The sequence below is a fragment of the Corticimicrobacter populi genome (assembly GCF_003123725.1).
Taxonomy (GTDB): Bacteria; Pseudomonadota; Gammaproteobacteria; order Burkholderiales; family Burkholderiaceae_B; genus Corticimicrobacter; species Corticimicrobacter populi.
In genome coordinates this window covers 87,904-111,855 of sequence record NZ_QETA01000008.1, presented here as the reverse complement: position 1 = coordinate 111,855, position 23,952 = coordinate 87,904, and the positions used below count along the sequence as shown (strand labels likewise).

Annotated in this window: 27 protein-coding genes; 17 read left to right on the top strand and 10 right to left on the bottom strand. The window is 61.1% G+C overall.

Features of this window, described 5'->3' with window-relative positions:
- Nucleotides 1–94: 94 nt before the first annotated feature.
- Nucleotides 95–1,168: a tartrate dehydrogenase gene (locus tag DD235_RS15745; RefSeq protein WP_109063070.1), complete on the bottom strand. Its 1,074-nt coding sequence runs from the start codon at nucleotides 1,166–1,168 to the stop codon at nucleotides 95–97.
- A gap of 97 nt (nucleotides 1,169–1,265) precedes the next feature.
- Here DD235_RS15745 and DD235_RS15740 point away from each other — a divergent pair, with 97 nt between their 5' ends.
- Together DD235_RS15740 and DD235_RS15735 are read left to right on the top strand one after the other, a co-directional pair.
- Entirely contained in the window at nucleotides 1,266–2,168 is a 903-nt protein-coding gene (locus DD235_RS15740; protein WP_109063069.1) for a LysR substrate-binding domain-containing protein, read from the top strand.
- 71 nt (nucleotides 2,169–2,239) lie between these two features.
- Nucleotides 2,240–2,734 carry an Lrp/AsnC family transcriptional regulator gene (locus tag DD235_RS15735; protein WP_109063068.1) on the top strand — a complete coding sequence of 165 codons (495 nt, stop codon included), beginning with the start codon at nucleotides 2,240–2,242 and terminating at the stop codon, nucleotides 2,732–2,734.
- On the opposite strand, the gene DD235_RS15730 is transcribed toward DD235_RS15735, so the two are convergent.
- The 4 genes from DD235_RS15730 to DD235_RS15715 form a co-directional block, all read right to left on the bottom strand.
- Entirely contained in the window at nucleotides 2,688–4,085 is a 1,398-nt protein-coding gene (locus DD235_RS15730; protein ID WP_109063067.1) for a type II toxin-antitoxin system HipA family toxin, read from the bottom strand. The genes DD235_RS15735 and DD235_RS15730 overlap by 47 nt on opposite strands.
- Nucleotides 4,086–4,088: 3 nt before the next feature.
- Entirely contained in the window at nucleotides 4,089–4,349 is a 261-nt protein-coding gene (locus DD235_RS15725; RefSeq protein WP_109063066.1) for a helix-turn-helix transcriptional regulator, read from the bottom strand.
- A gap of 81 nt (nucleotides 4,350–4,430) precedes the next feature.
- A complete protein-coding gene (locus DD235_RS15720) occupies nucleotides 4,431–4,976 on the bottom strand; it encodes a hypothetical protein (protein WP_109063065.1) in 546 nt (181 codons plus the stop codon).
- A gap of 67 nt (nucleotides 4,977–5,043) precedes the next feature.
- On the bottom strand, nucleotides 5,044–5,400 hold the full coding sequence (locus tag DD235_RS15715; RefSeq protein ID WP_109063064.1) for a cupin domain-containing protein: 357 nt from the start codon (nucleotides 5,398–5,400) through the stop codon (nucleotides 5,044–5,046).
- Between the two features lie 235 nt (nucleotides 5,401–5,635).
- Between DD235_RS15715 and DD235_RS15710 the strand changes: the two genes are divergently transcribed.
- From DD235_RS15710 to DD235_RS15685, 6 genes are read left to right on the top strand one after another with little or no spacing between them, the layout of a single operon-like run.
- Nucleotides 5,636–5,935: a chaperone NapD gene (locus tag DD235_RS15710; RefSeq protein WP_109063063.1), complete on the top strand. Its 300-nt coding sequence runs from the start codon at nucleotides 5,636–5,638 to the stop codon at nucleotides 5,933–5,935.
- A gap of 1 nt (nucleotide 5,936) precedes the next feature.
- Nucleotides 5,937–8,477, top strand: coding sequence for a nitrate reductase catalytic subunit NapA (gene napA / locus DD235_RS15705; protein WP_109063062.1), 2,541 nt, complete (start codon nucleotides 5,937–5,939; stop codon nucleotides 8,475–8,477).
- Between the two features lie 11 nt (nucleotides 8,478–8,488).
- A complete protein-coding gene (gene napG, locus DD235_RS15700; protein WP_204524266.1) occupies nucleotides 8,489–9,499 on the top strand; it encodes a ferredoxin-type protein NapG in 1,011 nt (336 codons plus the stop codon).
- Nucleotides 9,496–10,515, top strand: coding sequence for a quinol dehydrogenase ferredoxin subunit NapH (gene napH, locus DD235_RS15695; RefSeq protein WP_239990186.1), 1,020 nt, complete (start codon nucleotides 9,496–9,498; stop codon nucleotides 10,513–10,515). Before napG ends, napH begins: the two co-directional genes overlap by 4 nt.
- Nucleotides 10,512–10,970 carry a nitrate reductase cytochrome c-type subunit gene (locus tag DD235_RS15690; protein WP_239990185.1) on the top strand — a complete coding sequence of 153 codons (459 nt, stop codon included), beginning with the start codon at nucleotides 10,512–10,514 and terminating at the stop codon, nucleotides 10,968–10,970. The genes napH and DD235_RS15690 overlap by 4 nt, the downstream gene beginning before the upstream one ends.
- Before the next feature lie 31 nt (nucleotides 10,971–11,001).
- Entirely contained in the window at nucleotides 11,002–11,646 is a 645-nt protein-coding gene (locus DD235_RS15685; RefSeq protein WP_109063059.1) for a NapC/NirT family cytochrome c, read from the top strand.
- A 15-nt stretch (nucleotides 11,647–11,661) separates the two neighbouring features.
- Here DD235_RS15685 and torD read toward each other — a convergent pair whose 3' ends face one another.
- From torD to DD235_RS15665, 4 genes are all read right to left on the bottom strand, one after another.
- Nucleotides 11,662–12,366 carry a molecular chaperone TorD gene (gene torD / locus DD235_RS15680; RefSeq protein WP_109063058.1) on the bottom strand — a complete coding sequence of 235 codons (705 nt, stop codon included), beginning with the start codon at nucleotides 12,364–12,366 and terminating at the stop codon, nucleotides 11,662–11,664.
- A gap of 1 nt (nucleotide 12,367) precedes the next feature.
- Complete coding sequence (gene torA / locus DD235_RS15675) at nucleotides 12,368–14,878, bottom strand: trimethylamine-N-oxide reductase TorA (RefSeq protein WP_109063057.1); 2,511 nt, start codon at nucleotides 14,876–14,878, stop codon at nucleotides 12,368–12,370.
- A 57-nt stretch (nucleotides 14,879–14,935) separates the two neighbouring features.
- Nucleotides 14,936–16,120 carry a pentaheme c-type cytochrome TorC gene (torC, locus tag DD235_RS15670; protein WP_109063056.1) on the bottom strand — a complete coding sequence of 395 codons (1,185 nt, stop codon included), beginning with the start codon at nucleotides 16,118–16,120 and terminating at the stop codon, nucleotides 14,936–14,938.
- A gap of 77 nt (nucleotides 16,121–16,197) precedes the next feature.
- On the bottom strand, nucleotides 16,198–16,431 hold the full coding sequence (locus DD235_RS15665; RefSeq protein ID WP_109063055.1) for a periplasmic nitrate reductase, NapE protein: 234 nt from the start codon (nucleotides 16,429–16,431) through the stop codon (nucleotides 16,198–16,200).
- Between the two features lie 272 nt (nucleotides 16,432–16,703).
- On the opposite strand from DD235_RS15665, the gene ccmA reads away from it, so the two are divergent.
- Genes ccmA through ccmI form a run of 9 tightly spaced genes read left to right on the top strand, consistent with a single transcriptional unit; the run spans nucleotide 16,704 to nucleotide 23,348 of the window.
- Nucleotides 16,704–17,330, top strand: coding sequence for a cytochrome c biogenesis heme-transporting ATPase CcmA (gene ccmA, locus DD235_RS15660; RefSeq protein ID WP_109063054.1), 627 nt, complete (start codon nucleotides 16,704–16,706; stop codon nucleotides 17,328–17,330).
- 23 nt (nucleotides 17,331–17,353) lie between these two features.
- Nucleotides 17,354–18,046 carry a heme exporter protein CcmB gene (gene ccmB / locus DD235_RS15655; RefSeq protein WP_109063114.1) on the top strand — a complete coding sequence of 231 codons (693 nt, stop codon included), beginning with the start codon at nucleotides 17,354–17,356 and terminating at the stop codon, nucleotides 18,044–18,046.
- Nucleotides 18,047–18,090: 44 nt separating this feature from the next.
- Complete coding sequence (ccmC, locus tag DD235_RS15650) at nucleotides 18,091–18,912, top strand: heme ABC transporter permease CcmC (RefSeq protein WP_204524268.1); 822 nt, start codon at nucleotides 18,091–18,093, stop codon at nucleotides 18,910–18,912.
- Entirely contained in the window at nucleotides 18,909–19,100 is a 192-nt protein-coding gene (ccmD, locus tag DD235_RS15645) for a heme exporter protein CcmD (RefSeq protein ID WP_109063053.1), read from the top strand. Before ccmC ends, ccmD begins: the two co-directional genes overlap by 4 nt.
- Nucleotides 19,097–19,546: a cytochrome c maturation protein CcmE gene (gene ccmE / locus DD235_RS15640; RefSeq protein ID WP_109063052.1), complete on the top strand. Its 450-nt coding sequence runs from the start codon at nucleotides 19,097–19,099 to the stop codon at nucleotides 19,544–19,546. Before ccmD ends, ccmE begins: the two co-directional genes overlap by 4 nt.
- A complete protein-coding gene (locus tag DD235_RS15635) occupies nucleotides 19,543–21,486 on the top strand; it encodes a heme lyase CcmF/NrfE family subunit (RefSeq protein ID WP_109063051.1) in 1,944 nt (647 codons plus the stop codon). Before ccmE ends, DD235_RS15635 begins: the two co-directional genes overlap by 4 nt.
- A 1-nt stretch (nucleotide 21,487) precedes the next feature.
- The gene (locus tag DD235_RS15630) at nucleotides 21,488–22,087 is read left to right on the top strand and encodes a DsbE family thiol:disulfide interchange protein (RefSeq protein WP_109063050.1); all 600 of its coding nucleotides are present in this window, start codon (nucleotides 21,488–21,490) and stop codon (nucleotides 22,085–22,087) included.
- Nucleotides 22,084–22,668, top strand: a complete 585-nt coding sequence (locus DD235_RS15625; RefSeq protein WP_239990183.1) for a cytochrome c-type biogenesis protein — start codon at nucleotides 22,084–22,086, stop codon at nucleotides 22,666–22,668. Before DD235_RS15630 ends, DD235_RS15625 begins: the two co-directional genes overlap by 4 nt.
- 11 nt (nucleotides 22,669–22,679) lie before the next feature.
- Nucleotides 22,680–23,348 (top strand): c-type cytochrome biogenesis protein CcmI, encoded by a 669-nt coding sequence (gene ccmI, locus DD235_RS15620; RefSeq protein WP_162300518.1) that lies wholly within the window; start codon nucleotides 22,680–22,682, stop codon nucleotides 23,346–23,348.
- Nucleotides 23,349–23,397: 49 nt separating this feature from the next.
- Here ccmI and rfbC read toward each other — a convergent pair whose 3' ends face one another.
- Nucleotides 23,398–23,940 (bottom strand): dTDP-4-dehydrorhamnose 3,5-epimerase, encoded by a 543-nt coding sequence (rfbC, locus tag DD235_RS15615; protein WP_109063047.1) that lies wholly within the window; start codon nucleotides 23,938–23,940, stop codon nucleotides 23,398–23,400.
- Between the last annotated feature and the right edge of the window lie 12 nt (nucleotides 23,941–23,952).

Sequence of the window (23,952 nt, the reverse complement as noted above, 5' to 3'; positions counted from 1 at the left end):
TTCAAGATTTTGAGTTGATTTCATTATATTTATATTTTTGCCTCTGTGTCGCCTATGTGCCGTCTCGTGCTGTATTCCCGCCCTGCGGGGGTCTTCAGGTTGCGTTTCGGACACGCTCGGCAATGTCCTGACCGACGTCGGTTGTCTTGGCCTGACCACCCAGGTCGGGCGTGTGCGGCCCCTGCTTGAGCGAGTCCTCGATGGCGCGCACGATGGCGTCATGAGCCTCTGCATGGCCCAGGAATTGCAGCATCAGCGCACCGCTCCAGATCATGGCGATGGGGTTGGCGATGCCCTGGCCGTAGATGTCGGGTGCCGAGCCGTGCACGGGTTCGAACAGTGAGGGGAAATCACGCTCCGGGTTCAGGTTGGCCGACGGTGCCAGCCCGATGGTGCCGGTGCAGGCCGGGCCGAGGTCGGAGAGGATGTCGCCGAACAGGTTGGAGGCTACCACCACGTCGAAACGCTGCGGTTGCAGTACGAAGTGGGCGGTGAGGATATCGATGTGTTGCTTGTCCACTGCGATGTCCGGATAGTCGGCACCGATGGCATCGGCTCGCTGATCCCACCAGGGCATGCTGATGGCGATGCCGTTGCTCTTGGTGGCGACGGTCAGCTTGCGCTTGCGCTGTTGCGCCAGTTCGTAGGCAAACCTGAGGACGCGGTCGGTGCCCTTGCGGGAGAACACCGATTCCTGGATGACGATTTCGCGGTCCGTGCCCTCGAACAGGATGCCGCCGAGATTGGTGTATTCGCCTTCGGTGTTCTCGCGCACGACCAGAAAGTCGATGTCGCCGGCTTTGCGTCCGGCCAGCGGGCATGGCACGCCGTCGAACAGGCGTACCGGGCGCAGGTTGATGTACTGGTCGAACTCGCGCCGAAATTTCAGTAGCGAGCCCCACAGGGAGATATGGTCGGGTGTGGTGGCGGGCCAGCCGACGGCACCGAAATAGATGGCGTCATAGCCCGAGAGCTGTGCCTTCCAGTCCTCGGGCATCATGGCTCCGGTCTGCTGATAGTAGTCGCAGTTGGCCCAGTCGATGGTGTCGATCTGCAGGCTGATGCCAAAGCGCTGTGCGGCAGCTTCCAGCACGCGCAGGCCTTCCGGCATGACTTCCCGGCCGATGCCGTCTCCGGCGATGGCGGCGATTTTCAGTGTCTGGCTCATGGTCTCTTCCTGTTGTGGTGTTGTGTCAGTCGATCATCGTAAGCCCCACTGCCATACCCTACAATGAGCCATCTTGTGAACTGAATATTCACACATCATGAATAAAGATCCATTGCCGGAAGACCTGCGGGTATTCTGCGCGGTCGTCAGGCACGCCGGGTTTTCGGCGGCGGCGCGGCAGCTTGGCGTATCGCCGGCCTATGTGACCAAGCGCATCCATGTGCTGGAGGCGGTGCTGCAGACGACGCTGCTGCATCGCACGACCCGGCGCGTGGCCGTGACGCCGGCTGGCGAGCGTGTCTACCACTGGGCGCTGCGGATTCTCGATGATGTTGAGCAACTGGTGGATGACATCAGTGCCACCCGGCGTGCCCCGCGTGGCGTGCTGCGGGTCTGCAGCAGCATCGGCTTTGGCCGGCGCGTGGTGGGGCCGGCCCTGTCGCAGTTTGCCCGCGAGCACCCGGCGGTGCAGGTGCGCTTCGAGGTGTTCGACCATCTGGTGGATATCGCGGCGGCGGGTTTCGATCTGGATATCCGCGTGGGGGAAGACATTGCGCCGGACATGATCGCGCGCCGCCTGGCGGACAACAGTCGCATCCTGTGCGCGGCTCCAGAGTACCTGGCGCGGCGCGGCGAGCCGCGCTCGCTGCAGGAGCTGGCGGCGCACGACTGCCTGGTGATCAAGGAGCGCGACCACCCTTTCGGGATCTGGCGTTTGCAGCATGGTCGCCAGGAAAGTCGCGTCAAGGTGCAGGGACCGCTGTCCACCAATCACGGTGAAATGGCCGTGCAATGGGCGGTAGACGGCCATGGCGTGATCCTGCGTTCGCAGTGGGACGTGGCACCACTGATCCAGGCGGGAAAGCTGGTGCATATCCTGGCCGACTACCGGCAGGAGGCCAATGTCTGGGCTGTCTACCCGTCGAGACTCAATGCCTCGGCCAAGGTACGGGTATTCGTGGAATTCTTGCAGCGCAGTCTGGATCGGGGGTTTCCCTAGTAACGGCAGCTCGGAGCGCCGGGGATAATGGATCGCGCCAGCCTGAATCCGTACGCTACATCTTTCCTGCCATGTCTGTGCCCATCAAACTCGATCGACTCGACCTGCGTATTCTGTCGCAACTGCAGCAGAATGGCCGGATGACCAATGTGGTGCTGGCCGATGCCGTCGGCCTGTCTGCCAGCCCGTGCCTGATTCGCGTCAAACGGCTTGAAAAGGCCGGCTACATTGAGGGCTACAGCGCGCAGATCAACCTCAACAAGCTGGGCGATGTGCTGACGGTGTTTACCGAGGTGACGCTGAACGATCATCATCGCGAGGATTTCCAGCGGTTCGAGACGGCCATCCGCGATATCGACGAACTGGTCGAGTGCCATCTCATCAGCGGCGGCTATGACTACCTGCTGAAATTCATGACGCGCGGCGTGGCGCATTACCAGCAGATCATCGAGGGCCTGCTGGAGCGCGATATCGGCATCGAGCAGTATTTCAGCTATATCGTGATCAAGTCGCCCATCATCAAGAAGCAGTATCTTGTCGAGCGGCTGTTCCCGGCTGTGGCGTAGGAGAGGCTTTCAGCCTGTTGGCAGCGCTCGACAGACCATCCAGGATACGGTCGGCCAACGCCTGCGGAAAGTCCTTCGGCAACAGGGCGTGAACGGTATCGATGACTGCGGGAGTACGTTCGATCAGATCATCGATCACGGCCTCCGCAGCCAAGCCGTCGGGCGTAACGATGCCGTATTCGGTACCGATTTGCACCCAATGCCTGAGCAGAATGTCGTGCATTTTCCAATGCACATTCTTTGTTCGCACGGCCATGGCCATTTTGGCCTTGAACGGCGATAGCATGTTTGCACCCGTCCCCATGATTGGATAGGCCGAGAGGATGTCGTAGAGCGGTGCCAGTTCGTAGGCACCACCCGGGCGCAGGAAAATACTGAAATTCTTCGCGTGACCATCGGTTGCACCCAGCATCCAGAACAGGACCAGCGCCTGGAAGAAGGTGCGTCTGTCATGTTCCGGTGTGCGCGAGGTGGCCAACAGACTCATGATGGCCCCAATGCCGGGCCCGCCATCTGCCTCGTATTTCAGGTGAGGTGGTGTGCCTGTCGACTGGCACATGTCTTCCTGCGGTAGCCGCACCAACCAGCGATGCCCGTCCGGTTCTTGCCACCATGCGCGGTCGAAGCGCTCGACGGCCAGCACTTTCATGTCTTCAAACAGCAAAGGCTGTGTACGCGCCACGGGCAGGCCGTAGGCGCGCAGAATCTCTGAGCACAGCCATTCGTTTTCGACGGAGTCTCGCATGTCGAATTGCAGGTTGCCGACCAGGCCCAGCGGTAACTTGAATATGTGGGATGTGGGTGTCGAGCCGTGTGGCAGGCACCACTGGTTATTGAACCAGAGCAGTGCCGTTTTTTCCTGTGCGCCGGCAATGGAGATGCGGAACGCATCATCTTCGCTGCCGCCTCCGAGTGATGCGGGTGCCAAGGTACTGCGCAGTATTCCGGCGATTTCGGCGTCGCTCAATGGGGTTGCGTTGACACGCTGAATGGCGTCTGGCGTCACTGTGTCCGGCAGTATCTGCAGTGCGCCGACGCAATCTCTGCCGATGTCGGTCAGCAGCGTAAAGGCGTCTGTTGATGTCGCTTGAAATCGGCGTGCCAGGCGTTCGCGGATGTCCCGGCTGTCTGGCAACAGATTGTCGAAGTAATGTCGTACCGCGTCCCCACGGTGAGGGAGATTGCCCGGTGTAAACGGTAGAGATAGCGAGAGTGGTCGCCCGTGCCCGGATGCAACCCATGCGTCATCGTACTGGAGGATATCGCCGGCATAGGGACGTACGCTCCAGGTGCCGACGGATAGGCCGTTCATCCAGAGTCGCAGGGTCTGTGCATGACTGCGTCTGCCCATGTTTCACCAATTGGGGCCGGAAGATGGCTTGGCGGGTGCAGTGGCCTTTTCTTGGCGGAGGACCAGCTCCACGCCCAACATGCTCAAAAGCTGCAGCAGCCGCTCGGCGCTGACCCTGTCGGCATTGCGCTCCAGGGCAGACAGTGTCTGCTGGGTCACGCCGAGGCGCAGCGCGGCGTCTGCCTGAGTCAGTCCAGCCTGCTTGCGAAACCCCTTGAGCAGCGCAGGCAATTGTGCCGCTGTGCGGATGGTGTAATCAGGCATACAGCCTCCAAGCTGTATTGATGATTTACATAGTTTATTTTGTAAAGTTGAAATACTCAACTTTGTTTGTATTTATGCGTGTCAGCCCTGCAGCATATCGAGCATCCGCGTCAACTGCGCATCGGCATAGGCCAGCTTGTCGGCCGGCACGTCGGCAGTGGACTGCACCGCAGCCTGGGGGGCGGCCTGAGGGGCCGAATAGTCCATGTAGGCCATGACATTGCTGTCACCCCAGAAAAACGGATAGATCAGGGCGAAGTCATCCTCCGATGGCAGTTTCTCGTCCTGCACCTGCTGCGCAAACACCAGCAACGGCAGGATTTCCAGATAATTTTCCGAGGCCATCACGATCCCGACCTGCCAGCATTGTGTCGGTTCGTCGTAGCTGACGACGGTGCCAGTACGCACATCCTTGCGCCACATTTCCAGGATGGCCTGGTTGGTTTCGCAGCGATAGGCCTGCAGGTCGCTGGCCGTCAGCGGCTGGTCGCCGTATTTTTCCCGGCTGTTCCACCATTGCAACCATGCCGCGGTGAGTTCGGCGTTGCGCGGCGCAGCCTGGAGGAAGGCTTGCAGCCGCTCGGGGCTGATCGTTGCGCGCAGGAAAAAGGAATGCGGTTCAGACATGCAGGGCGGGCTCCGTTTGAAGATGACACCAATAGCGGAGCACCAGTATAGCGAGAGGCGGTTTTCCTCAATCCAGTGCCAGCACCACATAGACCTTGCGCAGGGTTTCGGTGATCTCCCAGATCCCCGTGGTATTGCGCGGAAAGAACAGCGTATCGCCGGCATGGATCCGGACGGGGGCCTGACCCGTTGGGGTGAAGATGCAGGCACCCGACAGGATATGCATCACTTCGGCGTTGTCGAGCTGGCGTTCGAAGCGGCCCGGCGCACATTCCCACAGCCCTGTTCCGTGTTCTCCAGCTCCTGCCAGCATGACTTCCAGCGTGCGGGTAGAGATGGGCTTGCCGTCCAGTGGTCGTGCCACGGTGCCGGAGTCCAGCAGGCCGGTTGCGGTGGCGGCATCGGAAATGACGGTAATGGACATGGTTTGTGCTCCAGGAAAGTGTGATGACCGTTCGCAGGCATGCGGCGGTTTCGCACGGAAAGGTTACGCGCAGGTGCCGTGGTGATGTGACTGATCTGGCGGGGCATAACCGCATCGAATTGCGATTTTCAGATGTCGGACAGCAGATTGTTGGGCGCTGTTTTCCGGGGAGATAGAAGCGCTATATCCGAAATTAATAACGGATCAAAGTTGTCGTGGCACAAAGACCACACACATGGCGGGGGAGTCCAATCATGGCAAGTCTTATCAACACTTGAGGGTCGCCATGCGTATCGCCAGCCTGCTGGTTCGGACCGGCAACATGATCGAGGCCGAACAGGCCGTGTCGGCAATTCCGGGCGTAGAGATACATGCCCGCGATGAAAAAAGCGGCACTTTGCTCGTCACCGTCGAAGACGGCGAGGGATATGCGGTCGCCGACTCCCTTTCCGCGATCAGCCTGGCCAAGCCGGTGCTGTGCGCCACGCTGATCTACGAGCACACCGAAGAACTTCCCGAGCCGATGGGGGCATGAAATGAGCATCAACCGACGTGAATTTATCAAGGCCAACGCTGTGGCCGCAGCCGCCACAACAGCCGGTATCAGCATTCCGGTCGTGGCGCAGCCAATGGGTGGCGACCAGAATCAGGTGCGCTGGGACAAGATTCCCTGTCGCTTCTGCGGCACGGGCTGCTCGGTGCTGGTGGGTGTGCAGGAGGGCCGTGTTGTCGCCACGCAGGGTGACCCGGATTCTCCCGTCAATCGCGGCCTGAATTGCATCAAGGGCTATTTCCTGTCCAAGATCATGTACGGTGCCGATCGCCTGACGCAGCCGCTGCTGCGCATGACCAATGGCCAGTATGACAAGGATGGCGAATTCACGCCGATTACCTGGGATCAGGCTTTCGACCTGATGGCCGAAAAATGGAAGGCTGCACTCAAGGATGGGGGGCCCAATGCCGCCGGGATGTACGGCTCAGGTCAGTGGACCATCATGGAAGGCTATGCCGCCTCCAAGCTGTGGAAGGCAGGTCTGCGCTCCAACAACATCGACCCCAACGCCCGCCACTGCATGGCCTCGGCCGTGACCGGCTTCATGCGCACGTTCGGTATCGATGAGCCGATGGGCTGCTACGACGATATCGAGCAGGCCGACGCCTTCGTGCTGTGGGGCTCCAATATGGCCGAGATGCACCCCATTCTGTGGACCCGCATCACCGACCGACGCCTGACCCATCCGGGCAGCGAAGTGCATGTGCTCTCGACCTTTGAGCACCGTTCGTTCGAACTGGCCGACAACGGCATGATCTTCGTGCCGCAGACCGACCTGGCCATTCTCAACTACATCTGCAACCACATCATCCAGACGGGTCGGGTCAACCACGACTTCGTCAATGCGCATGTGCGCTTCAAGATCGGTGAAACCGACATCGGCTATGGGCTGCGGCCCAACCATGTGCTGGAGGGCGATGCCACCAGCAATGGCTATCCCGGTGCCGAAGGCAAGCCCAAGGGCGACCCCAATGCAGCACGCGACAGCAGCTTCGAGGAGTTCGCTGCCTTCGTGTCGGAGTACACGCTGGAGAAGACGGCCGAGCTGTCGGGCGTGCCAGCCGAGCGACTGCTGCGCATGGCCGAGATGTATGCCGACCCGGATCGCAAGATCGTGTCGTTCTGGACCATGGGTTTCAACCAGCATACGCGGGGCACCTGGGTCAACAACATGATCTACAACGTGCACCTGCTGACCGGCAAGATCAGCCTGCCCGGTTGCGGTCCGTTCTCGCTGACAGGTCAGCCTTCGGCCTGCGGTACAGCCCGCGAGGTGGGGACGTTTGCCCATCGCCTGCCGGCCGACATGGTGGTGGCCAACCCGGCTCACCGTGCCATCGCCGAAAAGATCTGGAAGTTGCCTGAAGGCACCATTATTCCGCAGATCGGTCTGCATGCCGTGGCCCAGAGCCGTGCCCTCAAGGACGGCAAGATCAAGGTGTACTGGACCAGCACCACCAACAATATGCAGGCCGGCCCCAACATCAACGGCGAGATCTACCCCGGCTGGCGCAATCCCGAGGCCTTCGTGGTGGTGTCGGATGTCTACCCGACGGTATCGGCGCTGTCTGCCGACCTGATCCTGCCTTCGGCCATGTGGGCCGAGAAGGAAGGGGGCTTCGGCAACGCCGAGCGCCGTACCCAGCTCTGGCGCCAGCAGGTTCAGGCACCGGGCGAGGCCAAGAGTGATCTGTGGCAGTTCATGGAGTTTTCCAAGCGCTTCAAGGTCGAGGAAGTCTGGCCCGAGGAGCTGATTGCCAAGCAGCCCGAGCTGCGTGGCAAGACGCTGTTCGACGTACTGTACGCCAACGGCCAGGTGAATCGCTTCCCGCTGTCGGATATGCCGGCGGCACATGATCATGCCATCCAGAACTACATGAACAATGAATCCGAGTACTACGGGTTCTATGTCCAGAAAGGGCTGTTCGAAGAGTATGCCCAGTTCGGTCGCGGCCATGGTCACGACCTGGCCGATTTCGATATCTATCACCGTGCGCGCGGTCTGCGCTGGCCGGTAGTGGATGGTCAGGAAACGCTGTGGCGCTTCCGCGAAGGCTACGATCCCTACGTGCCCGAAGGCGAAGGCGTGCGGTTCTACGGACACAAGGATGGCCGTGCGGTGATCTTCGCCCTGCCGTACCAGGATCCGGCCGAAATGCCGGATGAGGAATACGACCTGTGGCTGTGTACCGGTCGTGTGCTGGAGCACTGGCATACCGGCTCGATGACGCGCCGCGTGCCCGAGCTGCACCGTTCCGTACCGGAAGCCCAGGTATTTATGCATCCGGAAGATGCGGCCGGACGTGGGCTGCAGCGTGGCATGCAGGTGCGCGTCACTTCGCGGCGCGGCGACATGGTGGCGCAGCTTGAGACGCGAGGTCGCAACCGGCCGCCCAAGGGGCTGATCTTCGTGCCTTTCTTCGACGAAAGCCGGTTGGTCAACAAGCTGACGCTGGATGCGACCTGCCCGATCTCGAAAGAGACGGACTTCAAGAAGTGCGCCGTCAAGGTTGCACGGGTCTGAGGGTAAATGTCATGGTCTCGCAGCCTACTCCCGATCCCCGCAAGGATGCCGCCGCTTCCGATGAGCGTGCGGCAGCCGGCTCGCGCCGCCGCTTCATCAAGAACGCGGCCGGTGCGGCGGGGGCAGGCTGCCTGCTGTCGCTGGGGGTCGGGCTGTACTCGACCCAGTCGCGGGCCTTGCCTGCGACGGCCTTGCGTCCGCCCGGTGCGTTGCCGGAAGAGGATTTCCTGTCGGCCTGCGTGCGTTGCGGCCTGTGCGTGCGGGCCTGCCCGTTCGATACGCTGGTGCTGGCCGAGCTGGGCGATCACGTCGCCACCGGTACGCCCTACTTCATCGCCCGCGATATTCCCTGTGAGATGTGCCCGGATATCCCCTGTGTGGAGGCTTGTCCGACCGGTGCGCTCGATCGTGGCCTGACCGATATCGATCAGTCCGAGATGGGGCTGGCCGTGTTGATTGACCAGGAGAACTGCCTCAATTACCTGGGGCTGCGTTGCGATGTGTGCTATCGGGTCTGTCCGCTGATCGACAAGGCGATCACGCTGGAAACCATTCACAACCCGCGCTCGGATCGGCACGCGATGTTGCTGCCGACCGTGCATTCCGATGCCTGTACCGGCTGTGGCAAGTGCGAGAAAGCCTGTGTTTTGCCTGGCGAGGCGGCCATCAAGGTGCTGCCGACGCGGCTGGCACAGGGCTCGCGTGCCGAGCACTATCGGCGAGGCTGGGAGGAGCGCGAGGCGGCTGGCAAGTCACTGATCGGCGAACAGATCGAGCTGCCCGTGCGCGGACTCGATCAGCCGCCCGGCAGCAATACGGCACCCTTGCCCGCTTCCGGGGCGGAAAGCGTGGTGCCGGCCCGAGTGCCGGAGGCCGCTGCAGGTGTGTCACAGTCCTCGCCCGCTGCGCCAGCCGTTCATAGTGCAGCACCGGCCGATGTGTCCAGTGCCTCGGGCACGGGGCGGGCCGATCCGGTCAAGCCGTTCAGCGGCCAGGGCCTGAATTCAAGGTGGGCACCATGAGTCAGCCAGTCATGCCCGATCTGCCAAAATCCGCAGCGCCTGCCGCTCGTGTCGACGCACGTCGAGTGCCTGCTCCGGCCAGCGGCAAGCGTGGTGGCAAGTACCCTGGTCAGGAGGCCATCGAAACCAAGGGTTGGTGGCGAGCCCACCGCTGGTTGTTGCTGCGCCGCCTGAGTCAGGTCGTGACGCTGGGCCTGTTTCTGGCCGGTCCCTGGTTCGGCCTGTGGCTGCTCAAGGGTAATCTGAGTGCCAGCCTCGTGCTCGATACCGTGCCGCTGGCAGACCCGTTCGTGCTGTTGCAATCCCTGGCGGCCGGACACTGGCCGTATCGCGAGGCGCTGATCGGTGGCGGCATCGTACTGGCCTTCTACATGCTGCTGGGGGGCAGGCTGTTTTGCTCCTGGGTCTGTCCGATGAATATGGTGACCGATCTGGCGGCCTGGCTGCGACCGCGTCTCGGTATCAAGGGCAACAAGGCCCCGGCGGCTTCGACCCGCTACTGGCTGTTGCTGTTCATCCTGCTGGCTGCTGCGGTCACAGGTAGCCTGGCCTGGGAGTGGGTCAATCCTGTGTCGATGCTGCATCGCAGCCTGATCTTTGGGTTCGGGCTGGCCTGGGGCATCGTGATCGGCGTGTTTCTGTATGACCTGTTCATCGCCCACCATGGCTGGTGCGGCCATCTCTGCCCGCAGGGGGCCTTCTACGGTGCGCTGGGTCGGGTCGGACTGCTGCGCATCAAGGCAGACAGGCGCGCCGATTGCGATGACTGTATGGACTGCTTTGCGGTTTGCCCGGAGATGCAGGTGATCCGCCCCGCGCTCAAGGCAGCGGGCCAGGAGCATGCCGTGATTCTGGATGGCGATTGCACGACCTGTGGGCGCTGCATCGACGTCTGTGCCAAAAACGTATTCCGCCTGTCTTCCCGGTTCGACAGGACGGTCTATCCCCTTCCTCACCGCGTTGCGGCCAAGGGCAGTTCCGCCCGGTCGCCGCGGAGCATTCCGGAGCAATCATGATGAAACCTCGCAAACTGTCCCTGGGTGTCCTGCTGGCGGCCACGTTGGCCCTGGGCGCGCACAGCGTCACTTCCCTGGCAGAAGAAGCTGTCAAGGGCCTGCGTGGCGCGGACGTGTCCGAGCCCGATGAATTCAAGTCCGGGAGCTTCCGGAACATGCCGGACGGCCAGTCGATTCCCCGCAATTATGTGCAGCAGCCGCCGATGGTGCCGCACAAGATCGATGGCTATGAGATCAGCCTGAATTTCAACCGCTGCATGGATTGCCACTCCTGGAGCCGCTACAGCGAGACCGGTGCGACCAAGGTCAGCCTGACGCACTTCAAGGATCGCGACGGTGGCGAGTTGGCCAACATTTCGCCGCGCCGGTACTTCTGTGTGCAGTGCCATGTTCCCCAGACCGATGCCAAGCCGCTGATCGAAAACACCTTCGAACGCGCTGGCGGGTTGCGCTGAGCACGGCGGACAGGATCAAGGAGCAGAGAACATGGCAAACAACGGCAAATGGGCACGCCTGAAGCAGTGGGTCAGCCAGCGCCGCAAGACAATCGGCGTGGTCAGCATCAGCTTCGTGCTGGGCGTGCTGGCCTGGGTCGGTTTCAATGCGGGTCTGGAGGCGACCAATACCGAAGCCTTCTGTATTTCGTGCCACGAGATGAGCGACAACGTCTATGTGGAGTATCGCAACTCCATCCACTACCAGAATGCCTCCGGCGTGCGCGCGACTTGCGCCGATTGCCACGTGCCCAAGGAGTGGGGGCCCAAGATGCTGCGCAAGCTGGAGGCCTACAACGACGTGCTGCAGACCATCCTGGGCAGCGCCGATACACCGGAGAAATTCAATGAACGGCGCCAGGCCATGGCCGAACGGGAATGGGCGCGGATGAAGGCCCGTGACTCGCAGAACTGTCGCAGTTGCCACAAGGCCGATCATTTCGACTTTTCCCAGCAGGGCCGGCGTGCTGCCGAAACGCACCAGCAGGGACTGGTCGAGGAAGGCAAGACCTGCATCGATTGCCACAAGGGTATCGCGCACTCTTTGCCGCAGATCGACCAGGGTGTCGGCGCGGCGCGGCCGGATGCCGTGCCTGCCGGGGTCTTTCATGATGCGTCGTCAAGGCGGGCCGAGTAAGAAGGGCGGCTCGCGTCAGACTCGTTCCTGTGCGGCGTCGTCCGCGATGTCGCGCAGGAAGGCGTGGTCCTGGCGTACGAAAGCCAGCAGCAGGGTGGCGAGAGCAGGATAAAAATCCAGCTCTGTCGCGCATGACTGGCTACGTTGTTCGAAGGCTGGCAGCCATCCCAGTAAATAGGTTTCAAGGCTGCCTGCCTGTTGATGTGCAGATGCAGCCACTGCATTGTCTGTATCGGTCAGTGGCTGTATCAACTGATAGTGCATCATGGCCAGACAAACTGCCAGATGGTCTGCAGGTTCGCGAAACCGGGCATCTACTGCCAGGGCAGAGTGCTCCAGGAAGCTGCGCATACGGGTTTCGGCCTGACCATAGAGCTGTGGCGCGGCGTCATCGTAGCAGGAAGCATAAGGCGGCGCACCGTCCCGGGCGCTCAACAGGAACATCTGGGCAAAATCGGCAGCCAGTTCCAGCCTGGCCAGCGGCAGGTTGTGCCATGCTGTCATGGCGGCGCGCAGACGCGCGACTTCTCCGGTCAGTCCTGCAGCTGCCAGGCTGTCGCACAAAGAGGCGGCCGAGCCGGTCTGCAGGGTGTCGAAGTGCGCCTGGGTCAGTTCAGCGGCATACAAGCCCGAAAACCAGCTGTATATCCGGGCACGCTGTGTTGCCACGGCATGCCACTCATCCAGAGCGAGGCTGGGGAGGGACAACGGATGTGACATGTCAGATCTCCCGTCCTTGTGTATCCACTTCAATCGGCCCACCAAAGGATGTGACACGTGGCACCGGTCCCGTGAACCGTTCTATCTCCACCAGGCATGTGTTGGCGCTGGTGGCTTGTGCCAGGCGCGAGGTGCCTACGTCCAGCGTCAGCGTATTGGGATCGCCGTAAGTATCCAGTGCGCCGATTTCCGGACCTGTCGGGCCATACCAGGCGCCTTCCTGAATGCGCACCACGCCTGAGGGAAAGTCTGCCGACACGTGTGCGCCGGCCAGTAACTGCCCTCGATCATTGAAGACGCGTACCAGGTCGCCATGACGGATCCCCCGCGCGGCAGCATCCTGCGGGCTGATGAATACAGGTTCGCGCCCCTGAATGGCGTATGTGGCGCGCAAAGGTTCGGATTCGCACAGTTGCGAATGCAGACGTTTGTCGGGGTGGACGGATTGCATCCAGAGCGGATAGCGGTCAGAACCCGGGCCGCCATGCGAGCGCTCTGTCTTTTCCATCCAGACAGGATGGCCCTTGCAGTCTTCGTAGCCGTAGCGGTCTATCTTGCGGCTGAAAATTTCTATGAAGCCCGAAGGCGTACCGAGTGCATTGACTTCGGCATCGTCGCGAAAGCCGGCATGGCGGACTTCCGGCTTGCCCTTTGGAAACAGAACGTAGCCTGTTTTCCAGAAATCCGCGAAAGGCGGCATGTCGAAACCTTTCTGGTTATTCTCCTGGCGGCAGCTTTCGTACAGACTTTCGACCCATTGCATTTCGTTCATGCCGCGCGTGTATTCTGCTTCGCGGTCAAAGCGACGCGTCAGACCACGAAAAATGTCGAAGTCGGAGCGCGAGTTGAACAAAGGATCGATCAGCTTGTGCATGGCGATGACGCCGCGATTGCTGTACGAGCCGTAGGCGTCCAGATCGTTGCGTTCAAAAGTCGTGCAGGCTGGCAGCACGATATCGGCGAAGCGGCAGGTTGCTGTCCAGTTGTAGTCGATGGCGACCACGGTTTCCAGTTTTTGCCAGGCCTCTTTCATCCGGTTGCGCTGGGGGTGACGATGCCATTGGTTGCAGCCGCTGAAAATAGCCATCTTGTAGGGAGGCAATGTCACTTTGGAACCATTGAAGTCAATCACGCTGCCGGGTTCCAGCAGGGCATCGACCACGCGGGCGATCGGCAGCACGGAGCTGTAGCCCTTGTAGTCCGTGTTGTCGTATTTGGGTTTCTGCCCCGGGTCCAGGTTAAGAGGGAACGAACCTGGCATGGCAGCACCGGACGAGGGTTCGCCCACCGAGCTGTAGTGGTGTGAATAGCTGATGCCACCGCCTGGCAGGCCGATCTGGCCTAGCATGGCCGCCAGTACCGCGCCCATCCAGTATGGTTGCTCGCCGTGTTGCTGGCGCTGGACTGCCCAGCCGAAGATCAACTGGGTGCGGTTGCCGGCCATCAGTCGTGCCAGTTCACGGATGCGATCTGCCGGCACGCCGCAAATGGCCTCGGCCCATTCCGGCGTTTTTTCCACCATATCTTCGGTCTTGCCTTCCAGATAAGGCAGAAAGCGCTCGAAACCCACGGTGTAGGTTTCCAGGAATTGTTCGTCGTACAGCGACTCCTTGACCAGGGTATGGGCAATAGCCAGCATCAATGCAACGTCCGTCATCGGGTTGACGGGCTGGTGTTCCGCATCCAGGTATTTCTGGGTCTTGCTTTTGACGGGATCCATACAGATCACCCGGATCTGTTTGTCAGCGATTTTCTGCTTGAGCTGTTCGAAATAGGTGTAGGTCTCGTGGGTTTCGGTGTTCCAGCCTACCTGCAGGTTTTTGACAGGGTCGTTCGCCCAGAAGATGATCAACTTGCTCTCGTTCAGGATGACATCCCACGAGGTACCTTGCGTATACACCTCGGTGGAGCCCAGTACGTAGGGCAGGATCACCTGTCCGGCACCTGTCGAATAATCGCCCACCGTAGCGACAGCGCGTCCATGCATGCCTATGCCGCGCAGCATATGGTTGACACAGCTGTGCATCTGGCCGACCGAGCGCCAGCCACCACCGCCGGTATGGAGTGCCCAGGGGCCGTATTCCTGCTGGATACGCTCAAGCTCCTCGTAGAACAGGTCCAGTGCCTCGTCCCAGCTGACGCGGACAAAGCGATTGTCGCCTCGTTGGCTGGTGTCGCTGAGATGGCGCTTGCGGTACCAGTCCAGGCGGACCATCGGATAGCGTACCCTCGAAGGGCTGTAGATCATGCCGATCATGCCCTTCAGCATTTCGGTGGGATGCTTGTCGAACTCAAAAGGCCTGATTTCCTGTACCCGGTCGCCGGATACACGTGCGCGCATTGCGCCGAAGTGTGAGCCAGTGACTTTCCAGGAGTGAAAGTCATCGGACATGTCCGGTACAGGCGGCACCGTCTGCGCCATTTCCCTGGCTACCAGCAGGCCGGGGGCGGCTAATGTGCTGCTTGACAGCAACGTCATTGCCTTGAGGAAGCCTCGCCGTGAATATTTCATACTGCTCTCCTTGCTTTGCGGAACTGCGGCATGCCCGAACATGCCGCAGTGGCTTGCCTAGTGCGTTGCGTTGCTGAAATCGGAAGAATGGTTTTGCAGGTACTTGAGAATGACCTTGGCCGTTTCGTTGTCCAGGTTGGTGAATCCCACCATGCCGTTGAACATGCCAGGCCAGGTATTGGCATCGAAGTGTGCTTCCTGGGGTTGGCGATGGCAGACGCTGCAACTGGTGTTGTATGTGCTGCGCGCGATGCTCCAGATCGGTTCCTGGCTGTCGATCAGGTTGTTCTTTGGGATCCAGCCAGCGACCTGGACCTGCTGCCATTCCAGACCGGTCAGCGCATCTTCCCTGCTGTCGAGCACGTTGATGGTCTGTGCGTCACGCGAGACTTCTTTTTCCAGGATGGCATTGGTGATGTTCAGGCCGAACTGGCTGTACCACACGCGACCGTAGCCCTTGTTCTTGCGCCATAGGAGCAATTCCACACGCTGGGCATCTCCCTTGGTTTCAAGGACCTTGACCGCCGTGGCCATCTCGATGTGGCCGATTTTTCGCTCCAGGGTTTCTTCGGCATAAAGTTCCTGGGGCGCTGCCAGGTAGTAGGTCTGCCCGGACTGGACGCTCTGGCTGGATGCTGCCGAGCGCAAGGGATCGAATGCCGGATTGTGGCCACCTTTCACGTCTGGCAGTTCATGAGCGATACCTCTATGACAACTGACGCAACTTTGATCACGTTCAGCGGCACCACGCATGATTTCTCGAGCTGCAGGCTTCATTTTTTCGAAGTCCATGTCGTCGTAGTCGTGACAGGACCGGCACTCCTTGGATCCGTTGGCTTCGAAGCGTGCCCACTCTCGCTGTGCCAGCACGATACGGTGATCCAGGAATTGCTCGCGTGTATCGATATCGCCGAGTATCTGGGACAGCACTTCGCGACTGGCTTGAATCTTGCGTGCAATTTTGTCTGTGAAGTCATGCGGAACGTGGCAGTCCGCACAATACGCACGAACCCCGGAGCGATTGCTCCAGTGCACAGTGTTTTTGAGTTCCTGCAAGGAGTTGTCATGCATGGTGTGACAACTGATGCAGAACGCTTCTTCATTGGTGGCTTTGAGGGCGGTATTAAAGCCTTGCCAGCTGAGGATGCCAGCCAGAAAACCACCCGTGACCAAAATGCCCAGACCAATCCTGGTCGAAGGACGAAGGAACAGTTGATGCAGAAAATTCAGTAATTTTTTCATGGCAGATCTACTACGAACAGAAGGGCTTGCCTGGCCTGAAAGCCACCCAAATCAATATTCGGCACACACTGCAGAAGTTATTTGGGAGGGCCGAAGAAAAAGATTTGCAGCATCCAGACAACAAAGCCATAGGCAGCGATGGCAACAACCATGAGAAGCGGCAAGCCAACACAGGCCAGCATGAGAAAACACCTCCATTCGCGACGGCCCGTACGGGTATCCGGAACCGGATGCGTGTCCTGAGCAGGATGCCTGTCAGCCAGTTTTGTGCCGGCAGGATCCTCCGGCGATTGTGATGGGTCGTGATGCATATCGTTCTCGCTATTTCTTGATTGGACCTTGCTGTCCGCAGTTGCCGCATGGCGCCATATTCGTATTCTGTTGATAGGCTGTTAATCGTGGTCGGGGTATTGTTAATGCCAGATATGAAATGGTTAATGGCGGTTTACGTCGATGAATTTTCAGCAAAAAACCATTTATGCTTCGGCTTCTTTATTGCTTCAGTCATTGATCGCGGACAAATTTGAAAGAGAGGCGGGAGTGGTACAACTTGACGTATGGATGTTCGTCCCCAGAGCCCGCAATGACACTGAAAACACATAACCTCGGATGCCTCAAAGGCGATCGTCTGCTGTTCAGCGGACTGACGCTGCAGGCTGAGGCTGGGATGATCCTGCGTGTGGCTGGCGGCAATGGTGCGGGCAAGAGCAGTCTGCTGCGTATCTTGGCTGGCCTGGCAGCACCGGAAAGTGGCTCGATAGAGTGGGCCGGGCGGCCGGTCGAGGCGGACCGCGATGGTTTTCGCCGCTGTCTGTTCTACCTCGGTCACGCTGCCGCCGCCCATGAGTTGCTCAGTCCCTGTGAGAACCTGCGCTGGGCCTGTGCCTGCGCAGGAGAGCCACAATCCGACCGCAACCTGTATGTCGCACTCGAGCAGGTTGGCCTGACGAGGGAAATGGATATGCCGTTGCGCATGCTGTCGCAGGGACAGCGGCGGCGTGCCAGTCTGGCGCGTTTGTTCCTGTCCGCGCAGCGTCCCTTGTGGTTGCTGGACGAGCCGTTTGCCGCGCTGGACGTGGATGCTGTCGAGCGCGTGGCGCAGGCCGTGCAGGCGCATTGCGCCCGGGGCGGCACGACGGTGCTGACCACGCACCAGGATGCTCCTTTCAGTCAGGCCATCGCCAGTCTCGACCTGGGAGACTACGCATGAAACAGGCGCTGGACTTCCCTGCGATGCAGGCTGGCAGCAACACTTACGGCGGGCTGTTCCGTGCTGTGCTGCAGCGCGACCTGTTGCTGGTCTGGCGCAATCGTATGGATGCCGTCACGACCCTGGGTTTTCTGGTCGTGGTGGCCAGCCTTTTTCCGCTGGGCATCGGGGCGGACCCTGCCCGGCTGGTCGCCATTGGCCCCGGCGTGATCTGGGTGGCCGCCCTGCTGTCGGTGCTGCTGTCACTGCCGCGGTTGTTCGCTCAGGATCATGACAACGGCACACTCGAACAATTGTCGCTGTCGGGTGAGCCAGCTGTGCTTTGGGTGATGGCCAAGTTGCTGGCTTTCTGGCTGGGTGCCTGCCTGCCAGTGATCCTGGCGGCCCCTTTGCTGGCGCTCTGGTTCCAGTTGCCGGCCAATGCCTGGCCGGCACTGCTGGGCGGGTTGCTGCTGGGTACGCCGGTGCTGGCCATGCTGGGTGCGATTGGTGCGGCGCTGACGCTGGGCCTGCGCAATGGCGGCATGCTGTTGGGGCTGTTGGTGCTGCCGCTGTATATCCCCGTCCTGATCTTTGGTGCGGGAGCCGTCGAAGCGGTGCTTTCCGGCGTGGGCGCGCGTGCGCATCTGCTGCTGCTGGGCGGTATCTGCGCGGCAACGCTGGCACTGGCCCCCTGGGCCTGCGCCGCTTCCCTGAATATTGCCATGGAGTCCTGAAAATGAATCCGCAAGCCTCCATTTCTTCCCTGGCCCCTTCGGCCATGGCCGATGCCACGGACAGCCGCCCGGTACGGCGTATGCGATTGTTCCATTTCGCCGCGCCACAGAACTTCTATGGCATGGCTGGTCGGGTAGCACCCTGGAGTGCTGCGCTGGCCGTGCTGCTGGCCTGTGCTGGCCTGTGGCTGGGTTTCTGGGTTGCGCCTACCGATGCACAGCAGGGCGAGGTCTATCGGATCATTTTCATCCACGTGCCGGCGGCCTGGATGTCGATGCTGGTATACCTGGCCATGGCTTTCTGGTCGATCATCGGACTGGCGTTCAACACCCGACTGTCTTTCGTGATGAGTCAGGCTCTGGCACCGACTGGTGCCCTCTTCTGTGTGATCGCCCTGTGGACCGGCGCGCTCTGGGGACGACCCACCTGGGGGGCCTATTGGGTTTGGGATGCGCGCCTGACATCACAATTGCTGCTGCTGTTCCTCTATCTCGGTCATATCGCCCTGACGCGTGCCATTGATGATCCGCGCCGTGCGGACAGGACCGGCGCACTGGTCGCGCTGGTCGGTGCTGTCAATGTGCCGGTCATCTATTTTTCCGTGAACTGGTGGAACACCCTGCACCAGGGGGCATCGGTCAGCCTGACGCGTGCACCCAGCATGGCCACAACCATGCTGCTGGGGATGTTGGCCCTGACCCTGGCTGCCTGGTTCTACACGATTGCCGTCACGCTGTGGCGGGCACGCAGCCTGGTGCTGGAGCGCGAGCGTCATGCCGGCTGGGTACAGCAAAAACTGGATGCACGGCTGGCGGCTGCCTCGGTCGATCGCCGCGTTGAAGATATTCAAGGAGTCCGATCATGACATGGTCATCCTGGTCCGAATTCTGGCAAATGGGCGGTCATGCCTGGTTTGTCTGGGGCAGCTACGGCGTCTGTGCGTTGCTGTTGTTGATTGAAGTTCTGCAGTTGCGCGCGGGTGCGCGCGCTACGCTGCACAAACTGTTGCGCTGGCGCCGGGCGACGGTGTGTCGGCGGGAGGGCACGTCATGAAAGCACGACACAAGCGCCTGGCCTTGATTCTGGGGGGCATGGGCCTGTTGACGGCAGCGATCCTGTTGGTGTTGTCGGCATTCCAGGAAAACCTGGTGTTCTTCCATTCCCCAAGCGATATCCTGCAGGGGCAGGCCACGCCCGAGCGCATGCTGCGCATCGGCGGCATCGTCGAGGAAGGGTCGGTGCAGCGTCAGGCCGACGGCCTGACCGTACAGTTTGCCGTGACCGATACCGCCAGCTCGATTCCGGTGGTTTACCAGGGATCGCTGCCTGACCTGTTCCGTGAAGGCAAGGGGGTGGTGGCGCAGGGTCGGCTCGATGAGGCGGGACTGTTCCATGCCAGTCAGGTGCTGGCCAAGCACGACGAAAACTATATGCCGCCCGAAGCGGCAGACGCCTTGCAGCAGGCACAAAAAAGCATGCTGACGGTGGTGCAGCCATGATTCCGGAACTTGGCCATTATGCGTTGTTGCTGGCCTTTGCCCTGGCGCTGGTGCAGGCCGTTGTGCCGCTGGCGGGGGCCCGTTCCGGCCGGCTGGCGCTGATGCGTGTTGGCCGGGCGGCTGCGCACGCTCAATTGCTATTTATTGTGCTGGCCTATGTGGCGCTGACCTGGGCGTTTGTGGTCAGTGATTTTTCTGTACGCTATGTGGCATTGCACTCCAATACGGCCACGCCGCTTATCTACCGGATCACGGCTGTCTGGGGCAGCCATGAAGGGTCACTGTTGCTGTGGAATCTGGCGCTGGCGCTGTGGACGGTGGCCGTGGCACGTCATTCGCGCGGCTTGCCCGAGGACTTTTCCGCACGGGTGCTGGGCGTATTAGGCTGGGTCGGTGCCGGTTTTCTGGCGTTCATGTTGCTGACGTCCAACCCTTTTACGCGTCTGTTGCCGGCTGCGGCTGAAGGGCGTGACCTGAATCCGTTGCTGCAGGATCCCGGCATGATCCTGCATCCTCCTCTGCTGTACATGGGATATGTGGGCTTCTCGGTCGCTTTTGCCTTTGCCATCGCCGCCCTGCTGGCGGGTCGCCTGGATGCGGCCTGGGCTCGCTGGTCGCGACCCTGGACCACGGCGGCCTGGGTATTCCTGACGGCAGGTATCGCTGTAGGTTCGGGCTGGGCCTATTACGAATTGGGATGGGGCGGCTGGTGGTTCTGGGATCCGGTCGAGAATTCGTCGCTGATGCCCTGGCTGCTGGGCACAGCGCTGATCCATTCGCTGGCTGTGACTGAAAAGCGCGGTGCCTTTCGCAGCTGGACAGTGTTGCTGGCGATCGGGACATTTTCGCTGTCGCTGCTGGGCGCCTTCCTGGTGCGCTCCGGCGTGCTGACCAGCGTGCATGCCTTTGCCGTGGATCCTGGCCGGGGCATGTTCGTGCTGAGTTTCCTGGTGGCGGTGATCGGCTCTTCCTTCATGCTTTATGCCTGGCGGGCCCCCACACTGGGTGGTGGCGGGCGCTTTGGCCTGGTGTCGCGCGATGCGGCGCTGCTGGGCAACAACATGCTGCTGGCCGTCGTCACGGCGTCGGTGCTGCTGGGCACGTTGTATCCCCTCTTCATGGATGTACTGAAACTGGGCAAGATCTCTGTCGGACCGCCCTATTTCGAGGCGGTGTTCGTACCGTTGATGACGCCGGTGGTGATCCTGATGATGCTGGGTACGTTCCTGCGCTGGAAGGATGACGAACCTGCCATATTGCTGCGGCGCGTGGCACCCGCCTTTGTGATGAGCATTGCCGTGGGCGTGTTGTCGGCGCTGCTGCACCAGCAACTGGGCTGGCGTGCCGGCCTGGGGCTGGGCCTTGCGGCCTGGGTGGTGCTGGCCAGTGTGCAATTGCTGGCCGGACAACTGCGGGCCCGTGGCCGTGCTTCCTTGCTTGAGCGGCTCAGGTCCACGCCAGCCGCCTGGTGGGGCATGTGGCTGTCGCACCTGGGGATCGGCGTGTTCATCATTGGCGTGACCTTGGTCGGTAGCCTGGACGAGAGTCGCGATGTGCGCATGCTGCCGGGCGAGAGCGTGGTGTTTGCCGGCCATGACCTGCATTTCGAGGGTATCCGGGAGTTTGGCCGATCGAACTACGATGCCGCGCGGGCGACTTTCACGCTGTCGCGCGAAGGACAGGTCATCGGTACGCTGCAACCGGAAAAACGGCTGTACATCGCACAGCAGATGCCGATGACCGAAGCTGCTCTGGATATCGGTTTCTGGCGTGACTTCTATGTGGCACTGGGCGAACCACTGGATCGCGAGGCCTGGATCGTGCATCTGTATTACCGCCCATTCATCAGCTGGATATGGGCCGGCTGCGCACTGATGGGGCTGGGCGGCATACTGGCAGCGCTCGATCGGCGCTATCGGCGTCGAGGCAAAGGAGCATGACATGAAACTGCGCTTTATCCTGCCTGTGGCGATCCTGCTGGTGCTGGCTGGTTTCCTGGCCTACGGCTTGACGCTGGACCCGCGCAGCCTGCCTTCTGCCCTGATCGATCGGCCGGTACCGTCGTTCACATTGGAGAGGCTGGACAAGCCGGAACAGACATTTTCCCCCGAGGAAATGCGGGGACGCGTCTGGTTGCTCAATGTGTGGGCATCATGGTGCGTGGCCTGCCGTGAAGAGCACGATGCACTGATGGAGATTACCCGGCGCGAACTGTTACCCGTTGTGGGACTCAGCTACAAGGAGGTCCGCGGGGCCGGTCTTGATGTGCGTGGCGTGGCACCTGAAGCCGAGATGGCGCAGGCGCGCGAACGTGCTGCAATCTGGCTGGAGACGCGAGGCGATCCCTATCTGCTGACCGCCATGGATATGAATGGGCGCACGGCGATCGATTTGGGTGTCTATGGTGTGCCGGAGACCTTTCTGATCGATGGCGAGGGACGGATCCGTTACCGACACCTGGGGCCGATCACGGTCGACAAGCTGGAGCAGGAACTGTTGCCGATGCTGCGGGCGGCCGGCGCACCGGGAGCCATGCCATGAATAGCCTCGGACAATGCGCCGGCATGAGGGCATCCGGCATCATGCGCTACGGGGTATGTGCCCTCCTGGCCTTGGTGTTCGCACTGGCAGGCATGAACGCGCTGGCGCAGGCAGCACCTGCCGTGTCGCGCGAGACGGCCGAACTGGAAAACCAGGTGCAGCGGATTGCCTACACGCTGCGATGCCTGGTGTGTCAGAACCAGTCGATTGCCGAGTCCAATGCGCCGCTGGCCCTGGACCTGCGCGAGCAGGTGCGTGAACAACTGATACAGGGCCGCAGCGAGGCGGAAATCACAAACTACATGGTGGAGCGGTATGGCGATTTCGTGTTGTATCGCCCCCCTCTGCGTGTCGCGACGCTGGGCCTGTGGCTCGGCCCATTCGTGCTGCTGCTGGCGGGTGCTGGCTGGCTGGTCGTGCGGTTGCGCAAGCGGGCCCGCCAGGCGAGGACGGTGCTAACGCCAGTCCAGCGTCAGCAGGCGCGCGCACTGCTTGATGGCCTTGATGACAGCGGCTCTGGTGTCATGGCTCCAGAGGATGATCCTGCAGGCAAGCAGGATCAGGAACGTGCCGGGTCATAGCGGAGATGAACATGGAATGGTCTTATACGATGGTGCTGTCTGTGTTGTTGACGCTATCCATGACGATCGCTGCGATAGCATGGGTCGTTTCGCCATTGCTGCGTGGCGCAGAGGCCGGGCGGCAGGGAGCTGACGGGGGCGACATACAGTCCAGCGCTGCGCTGGCAGTCTTGCGTGAACAGCGGCGCGATCTTGAGCGTGACAAGGCCGCCGGTCTGATAGAAGCTGCCGCCTTCGATCAGGCCATGCAGGAGCTGGAGCAGCGTGCCTTGTCCGAAGGGTTGCAGCAGCGTCAGACACAGGACCGTGCTGCCCAGCCCCGCTGGGCGTGGGGTGTGATGGCCTGGCTGGTACTCGTGCCGCTGGCGGGCTATCTGGCATTGGGAGATCCCGCAGCGGTGGAGCCGGCCAATCGCCAGGCGGCAGTCGATACCAATAATGCCGATGCCTTGAGTGAGATGGTCGGCAATCTGGCACAGCGTCTGGAGGGTGGCGGGGGTACGCCTTCGGAATGGGCCATGCTGGCCCGTTCCTATACTGTGCTGGAAAACTATGCGGGTGCCGCCTATGCCTACGAGCAGTTGCTGGCACTGATCGGCCCGGACGATCCGAATGCTGCCGCCGTGCGCGCGGCGCTGGAGGATATGCGGCAGGCGATGCGGCAAGGTACCGCTGAATAATCAGGCGGGCAGGTATCCGCGGTGCGATGAACGCGACGGTTGATATGCACTAGCGAACGAGTGCGTCCAGTCCCGGATTGGCGCGATCCTTTTCGGCCAGTACGGGTACGACACCGCCCGGCCAGGCGATGCCGATTTTGGGATCGTTCCAGCGCAGTCCGCGCTCCAGGTCCCGGCACCAGTAGTCGGTGGTTTTGTAGAACACGTCGGCGGATTCGGAGAGCACCATGAATCCATGTGCAAAGCCAGGGGGAATCCAGATCTGCTGCTGGCTGTCAGCCGTCAGTTCGGTGCCGCTCCACAGACCGAATGTCGGCGAGTCGTGACGGATATCGACGGCAACGTCGAAGATCGTGCCCTGCAGCACGCGGATCAGCTTGCCTTGCGCCCTGGGTGCGAGCTGGTAATGCAGGCCACGCACCACCCCGCGCCGGGAGTGGGAGTGGTTGTCCTGGACAAACTGCACGGACTGCCCAACAAGCGCATCAAAACGGGCCTGGTTGAAGCTTTCCAGGAAAAAACCTCTTTCATCGTGGAAAACGTCGGGCTCGATGAGCTTGACGTCGGGCAGTCGAGTGTCGGTGATGCGCATGGTGTGGGTGAC

Bases quoted from the DNA above. Each gene is read 5' to 3' on its own strand.
- DD235_RS15725 (WP_109063066.1), bottom strand. From the start codon at position 4,349: ATGCCTGATTACACCATCCGCACAGCGGCACAATTGCCTGCGCTGCTC.
- DD235_RS15740 (WP_109063069.1), top strand. From the start codon at position 1,266: ATGAATAAAGATCCATTGCCGGAAGACCTGCGGGTATTCTGCGCGGTC.
- napH (WP_239990186.1), top strand. From the start codon at position 9,496: ATGAGTCAGCCAGTCATGCCCGATCTGCCAAAATCCGCAGCGCCTGCC.
- DD235_RS15715 (WP_109063064.1), bottom strand. From the start codon at position 5,400: ATGTCCATTACCGTCATTTCCGATGCCGCCACCGCAACCGGCCTGCTG.
- DD235_RS15730 (WP_109063067.1), bottom strand. From the start codon at position 4,085: ATGGGCAGACGCAGTCATGCACAGACCCTGCGACTCTGGATGAACGGC.
- DD235_RS15690 (WP_239990185.1), top strand. From the start codon at position 10,512: ATGATGAAACCTCGCAAACTGTCCCTGGGTGTCCTGCTGGCGGCCACG.
- torA (WP_109063057.1), bottom strand. From the start codon at position 14,878: ATGAAATATTCACGGCGAGGCTTCCTCAAGGCAATGACGTTGCTGTCA.
- ccmB (WP_109063114.1), top strand. From the start codon at position 17,354: ATGCAGGCTGGCAGCAACACTTACGGCGGGCTGTTCCGTGCTGTGCTG.
- torD (WP_109063058.1), bottom strand. From the start codon at position 12,366: ATGTCACATCCGTTGTCCCTCCCCAGCCTCGCTCTGGATGAGTGGCAT.
- torC (WP_109063056.1), bottom strand. From the start codon at position 16,120: ATGAAAAAATTACTGAATTTTCTGCATCAACTGTTCCTTCGTCCTTCG.
- ccmC (WP_204524268.1), top strand. From the start codon at position 18,091: ATGGCCGATGCCACGGACAGCCGCCCGGTACGGCGTATGCGATTGTTC.
- ccmD (WP_109063053.1), top strand. From the start codon at position 18,909: ATGACATGGTCATCCTGGTCCGAATTCTGGCAAATGGGCGGTCATGCC.
- DD235_RS15685 (WP_109063059.1), top strand. From the start codon at position 11,002: ATGGCAAACAACGGCAAATGGGCACGCCTGAAGCAGTGGGTCAGCCAG.
- DD235_RS15735 (WP_109063068.1), top strand. From the start codon at position 2,240: ATGTCTGTGCCCATCAAACTCGATCGACTCGACCTGCGTATTCTGTCG.
- DD235_RS15665 (WP_109063055.1), bottom strand. From the start codon at position 16,431: ATGCATCACGACCCATCACAATCGCCGGAGGATCCTGCCGGCACAAAA.
- DD235_RS15635 (WP_109063051.1), top strand. From the start codon at position 19,543: ATGATTCCGGAACTTGGCCATTATGCGTTGTTGCTGGCCTTTGCCCTG.
- ccmA (WP_109063054.1), top strand. From the start codon at position 16,704: ATGACACTGAAAACACATAACCTCGGATGCCTCAAAGGCGATCGTCTG.
- napG (WP_204524266.1), top strand. From the start codon at position 8,489: ATGGTCTCGCAGCCTACTCCCGATCCCCGCAAGGATGCCGCCGCTTCC.
- ccmI (WP_162300518.1), top strand. From the start codon at position 22,680: ATGGAATGGTCTTATACGATGGTGCTGTCTGTGTTGTTGACGCTATCC.
- rfbC (WP_109063047.1), bottom strand. From the start codon at position 23,940: ATGCGCATCACCGACACTCGACTGCCCGACGTCAAGCTCATCGAGCCC.
- DD235_RS15630 (WP_109063050.1), top strand. From the start codon at position 21,488: ATGAAACTGCGCTTTATCCTGCCTGTGGCGATCCTGCTGGTGCTGGCT.
- DD235_RS15710 (WP_109063063.1), top strand. From the start codon at position 5,636: ATGGCGGGGGAGTCCAATCATGGCAAGTCTTATCAACACTTGAGGGTC.
- DD235_RS15625 (WP_239990183.1), top strand. From the start codon at position 22,084: ATGAATAGCCTCGGACAATGCGCCGGCATGAGGGCATCCGGCATCATG.
- DD235_RS15720 (WP_109063065.1), bottom strand. From the start codon at position 4,976: ATGTCTGAACCGCATTCCTTTTTCCTGCGCGCAACGATCAGCCCCGAG.
- napA (WP_109063062.1), top strand. From the start codon at position 5,937: ATGAGCATCAACCGACGTGAATTTATCAAGGCCAACGCTGTGGCCGCA.
- ccmE (WP_109063052.1), top strand. From the start codon at position 19,097: ATGAAAGCACGACACAAGCGCCTGGCCTTGATTCTGGGGGGCATGGGC.
- DD235_RS15745 (WP_109063070.1), bottom strand. From the start codon at position 1,168: ATGAGCCAGACACTGAAAATCGCCGCCATCGCCGGAGACGGCATCGGC.